Origin of the sequence: Stenotrophomonas sp. 3diitr2024 (assembly GCF_042136455.1) — a bacterium.
Classification (GTDB): Bacteria; Pseudomonadota; Gammaproteobacteria; order Xanthomonadales; family Xanthomonadaceae; genus Stenotrophomonas; species Stenotrophomonas sepilia.
This window is the reverse complement of the sequence record NZ_JBHHMJ010000053.1, coordinates 1-3744: the sequence shown is the minus strand read 5'-3', so window position 1 is coordinate 3744 and position 3744 is coordinate 1. Positions and strand designations below refer to the sequence as shown.

At 66.6% G+C, this 3744-nt stretch carries 5 protein-coding genes; 2 read left to right on the top strand and 3 right to left on the bottom strand.

What is annotated here, in order from left to right; all coding sequences use genetic code 11:
* Positions 1-31 precede the first annotated feature (31 nt).
* The 3 genes from ABGA94_RS01140 to ABGA94_RS01130 are packed head-to-tail and all read right to left on the bottom strand — an operon-like array spanning position 32 to position 1305.
* The gene (locus tag ABGA94_RS01140) at positions 32-199 is read right to left on the bottom strand and encodes a LiaI-LiaF-like domain-containing protein (RefSeq protein ID WP_005418011.1); all 168 of its coding nucleotides are present in this window, start codon (positions 197-199) and stop codon (positions 32-34) included.
* A gap of 15 nt (positions 200-214) precedes the next feature.
* Positions 215-637, bottom strand: a complete 423-nt coding sequence (locus ABGA94_RS01135) for an HIT domain-containing protein (protein WP_014647910.1) — start codon at positions 635-637, stop codon at positions 215-217.
* Positions 634-1305 (bottom strand): dienelactone hydrolase family protein, encoded by a 672-nt coding sequence (locus ABGA94_RS01130; RefSeq protein WP_032957503.1) that lies wholly within the window; start codon positions 1303-1305, stop codon positions 634-636. Before ABGA94_RS01130 ends, ABGA94_RS01135 begins: the two co-directional genes overlap by 4 nt.
* Positions 1306-1509: 204 nt before the next feature.
* On the opposite strand from ABGA94_RS01130, the gene rimO reads away from it, so the two are divergent.
* Both rimO and ABGA94_RS01120 read left to right on the top strand, forming a co-directional pair.
* The gene (gene rimO, locus ABGA94_RS01125; protein WP_005418008.1) at positions 1510-2871 is read left to right on the top strand and encodes a 30S ribosomal protein S12 methylthiotransferase RimO; all 1362 of its coding nucleotides are present in this window, start codon (positions 1510-1512) and stop codon (positions 2869-2871) included.
* Positions 2868-3692 carry a DUF3025 domain-containing protein gene (locus ABGA94_RS01120; RefSeq protein WP_375366129.1) on the top strand — a complete coding sequence of 275 codons (825 nt, stop codon included), beginning with the start codon at positions 2868-2870 and terminating at the stop codon, positions 3690-3692. The genes rimO and ABGA94_RS01120 overlap by 4 nt, the downstream gene beginning before the upstream one ends.
* The last annotated feature ends 52 nt before the right edge of the window (positions 3693-3744 follow it).

The following is a 3744-nucleotide window of genomic DNA, read 5'->3' as shown; positions in this document are numbered from 1 at the left end:
TGAGGGAAGGCGGCGCAATGCGCCGCCTTCCTTATTTGCCGCGACCGAACAGCATCGCGATGCCGACACCCACCAGGGCCACCGGCCACCAGGTCAACAGCAGCTTGGACAGGTTCAGGTGCGTCCAGCCGAGATTGCTGGCGAGCATGAACAGGCCGATCAGGATCAGCAGGACGGCGGCAACGAGGTTGAATCGCATCGGGTCGGCGAAGGCTCAGGACTGGGCCGGATATCCTAGCCGTTCCTTCCAGTAGGCGACATGCTGGTCCAGCGCCGCCGGCTCGTAGCGGTGCGCCGGGCCACTGCCCCAGACCGGGCCCGGCCAGGCCGGATCACCGTCATGGCGGCCGATGACATGGAAGTGCAGCTGGCGCACGATGTTGCCCAGCGCCCCGATGTTGATCTTCTCCACCCCGTCTGCGCCCTTCAGGGCCTTGCAGGCGCGGTTGAGCTCGGTGCGCAGCTTGTCCTGCTGCTCGCCGTCCAGCTCGATCCACTCGGTCACCCCGGCCAGGCGCGGTACCAGCACCAGCCAGGGGAATCGTTCGTCGTTCATCAGCCGCACTTGCGACAACGGTCCTTCCGCCACCAGCACGCTATCGGTGGCCAGGCGTGAATCGAGTTCGAATTCGCTCATCCAAGATGCTCCGAGAAGAAGTCCAGGGTGCGTTGCAGCGCCAGGGCGGCGCTGTCTGGATCATACGCATGTCCGACCTCCCGGTTGAAGGCGTGATCGGCCGGATAGACGTAGGTCGCCATCTGCGGCAGCTTCTCGCGGTGGGCCTGGACCGCTTCCGGCGGGATGCTGCGGTCCTGGGCGCCGAAGTGGAAGATCACCGGGGCCTTGGGCGCCTCGTCGAGGAACTGCACGTTGCGCGCACCGTAGTAGCTGACCGACGGCAGCCCCAGGCGCAGTGCGGACAGCATCGCCACCGTGCCGCCCCAGCAGTAGCCGACGGTGCCGACCTTGCCGTAGGGCGCCAGCCGGGTGGCCGCCGCGCGCACGACCTCCAGCGCCCGTTCCATGCCCAGCGCGCCGACCCGTTCCAGACCCTGCTTCACGCCCTCGGCGTCGTAGGGCAACGCATCCGGGTCGGCGTCGGGGCCGTCGACCAGGTCGAAGAACGAGGGCGCCAGCACCGCATAGCCTTCGGCTGCGAAGCGCTCGGCCACGCTGCGGATGTGCGGGTTGGCGCCGAAGATTTCCTGCACCACCACCAGTCCGCCGCGCGCGGTGCCGTCCGGCAGGGCCTGCCAGGCCCGTACCGGGCCGTGATGCGTATCCAGGGTGATCCACTCGGCCATCGTCATCTTCCTCGTTGCTGGGAACAGAGCTGCATTGTCGGCGCTGCGCCGGTTAGCGCGGCGTCAGCGGCTGTGTCGGATCGGGCGGCTGGGCATTCAGAGCGCGGCCGCCAACCCCGGTATACTGGCGCCCTTTCAGGCCCCGGCCCCCAGGAACCCCTGCCATGCCGGCAGGGGCCCAGGCCCCCAGAGTCCCGCGATTCCATGTCCCAGCTGAACCCCAAAGTCGGCTTCGTCAGCCTTGGCTGCCCGAAGGCCCTCGTCGATTCCGAGCGCATCCTCACCCAGCTCCGTTCGGAAGGCTACGACATCGTCCCGTCCTACGATTCGGCCGACGTGGTGGTGGTCAACACCTGCGGCTTCATCGATTCTGCGGTGACCGAGTCGCTGGACGCGATTGGCGAAGCGATGAACCAGAACGGCAAGGTCATCGTCACCGGCTGCCTGGGCAAGCGCCCGGAGCAGATCCGCGAGGCGTACCCCAACGTGCTGGCGGTGTCCGGCCCGCAGGATTACCAGAGCGTGATGGAAGCGGTGCATGAAGCACTGCCGCCCAAGCACGATCCGTTCGTGGACCTGGTGCCCGACTACGGCATCAAGCTGACCCCGCGCCACTACGCGTACCTGAAGATTTCCGAAGGCTGCAACCACAAATGCAGCTTCTGCATCATTCCGTCGATGCGCGGCAAGCTGGTTTCGCGCCCGGTCGACGAGGTGCTGCGTGAAGCCGAGCGCCTGGTGCGTGGCGGCGTGCGCGAGCTGCTGGTGGTTTCGCAGGACACCTCGGCCTACGGCGTGGACGTGAAGTACGCCGAGAAGATGTGGCGCGACAAGGCCTACCAGACCCGTTTGAAGGCGCTGTGCGAAGGCCTGTCGGAGCTGGATGCATGGGTGCGCATGCACTACGTGTACCCGTATCCGCACGTGGACGAAGTGGTGCCGTTGATGGCCGAGAATCGCATCCTGCCGTACCTGGATATCCCGTTCCAGCACGCCAGCCCGCGCATCCTGCGCCTGATGAAGCGCCCCGGCGCGGTGGAGAAGACCCTGGAGCGCGTGCAGAACTGGCGCCGTATCGCGCCGGACATCACTGTGCGTTCGACCTTCATCGTCGGCTTCCCGGGCGAGACCGAAGCCGAGTTCGAGGAACTGCTGTCGTTCCTTGACGAAGCGCAGCTGGATCGCGTGGGTGCGTTCGCCTATTCGCCGGTTGAAGGGGCGACCGCCAACGATCTGCCCGATGCTGTGCCGGAGGAAGTGAAGCAGGAGCGTCTGGCCCGCTTCATGGAGAAGCAGGCGCAGATTTCCGCTGCACGCCTTGAGGCCAAGATCGGCACCGTGCAGCAGTGCCTGGTCGACGCCATCGAAGGCGACATCGCCGTGGCCCGTTCCAAGGCCGATGCCCCGGAGATCGACGGCCTGGTGCACATCCAGAATGCCGACCAGGTGCCGCTGCGCGTGGGCGAATTCGTCGAGGTGGAGATCACCGAGAGCGACGAGCACGACCTGTATGGTGACGCGCTGACGGCCGCCCCCCGTCCGGCGTTCGACCTCAAGGTGCTGTGACCGCAGCGACGGCCGCCACCGGCAACGGCGGCGGTTCACGACGCTTCGTACCGCCGCCACGTGCGGCGGTAGCTGCACGGCAGTTCGAGCATCCGCTGTTTGCCGGACTTCAGGACTTCCGTGACCTGCTGGACGGCACCGCGTGGCCGTCCATCGCGGCGCTCGATGCACGTCTGGCCGTGCCTGGCAAGCGCCTGGTTGAACAGGACGCCGCGTTGCTGGCCGATGGCCTGCATTATGAGGCGCGTATCGCGCAGGGACGCATCGCCACCCGTGCCGGCAACTGGCACGACCTGTTCAATGCGCTGGTGTGGGCCTCACAGCCGCAGCTGAAGCGCGCGCTCAACGTGCGGCAGTGCCTGCATATCGAGGCGATGCCACCCGGCCAGCGCAATCGCGCGCAGGCCGCCTTGACCCAGTTCGACGAAACCGGCGTGATCGTGCGTGTGCGCGATGACTCACTGCGGGTTGCCTGGGATGCACACGACTGGCCCGCGTTGTTTGAGCCGGTGAACTGGCAGAGCGGTGACATCGCCATCACTGTGGTATTCGGGCATGCGCTGATGGAACAGGCCCTGCTACCGGGGCGATTGCTGGTCGGCAAGTGCGTGGTGGTGCAGGGCGATGTCGAAGCCGCCTGTGTCGACGTGGTGAGCGCTGCCATTGCCGAGGGCAGGGCAGTGACCGATCCGCTGCAGCTGCGTCCGCTGCCGTTGGCTGGAATCCCAGGCTGGCACGACGTGCAGGATTCTACCTTCTACCGCAATGCCGACTATTTCCGCCCGCTGCGTGCAGGGCGCACGTACCCGCCACCGTTGTAGAGCCGAGCCCATGCTCGGCTGCGTTGCCCATCAGCCGAGCATGGGCTCGGCT

Coding starts and splice junctions, on each gene's coding strand:
- ABGA94_RS01140 (WP_005418011.1), bottom strand. CDS start 199: ATGCGATTCAACCTCGTTGCCGCCGTCCTGCTGATCCTGATCGGCCTG.
- ABGA94_RS01135 (WP_014647910.1), bottom strand. CDS start 637: ATGAGCGAATTCGAACTCGATTCACGCCTGGCCACCGATAGCGTGCTG.
- ABGA94_RS01130 (WP_032957503.1), bottom strand. CDS start 1,305: ATGGCCGAGTGGATCACCCTGGATACGCATCACGGCCCGGTACGGGCC.
- rimO (WP_005418008.1), top strand. CDS start 1,510: ATGTCCCAGCTGAACCCCAAAGTCGGCTTCGTCAGCCTTGGCTGCCCG.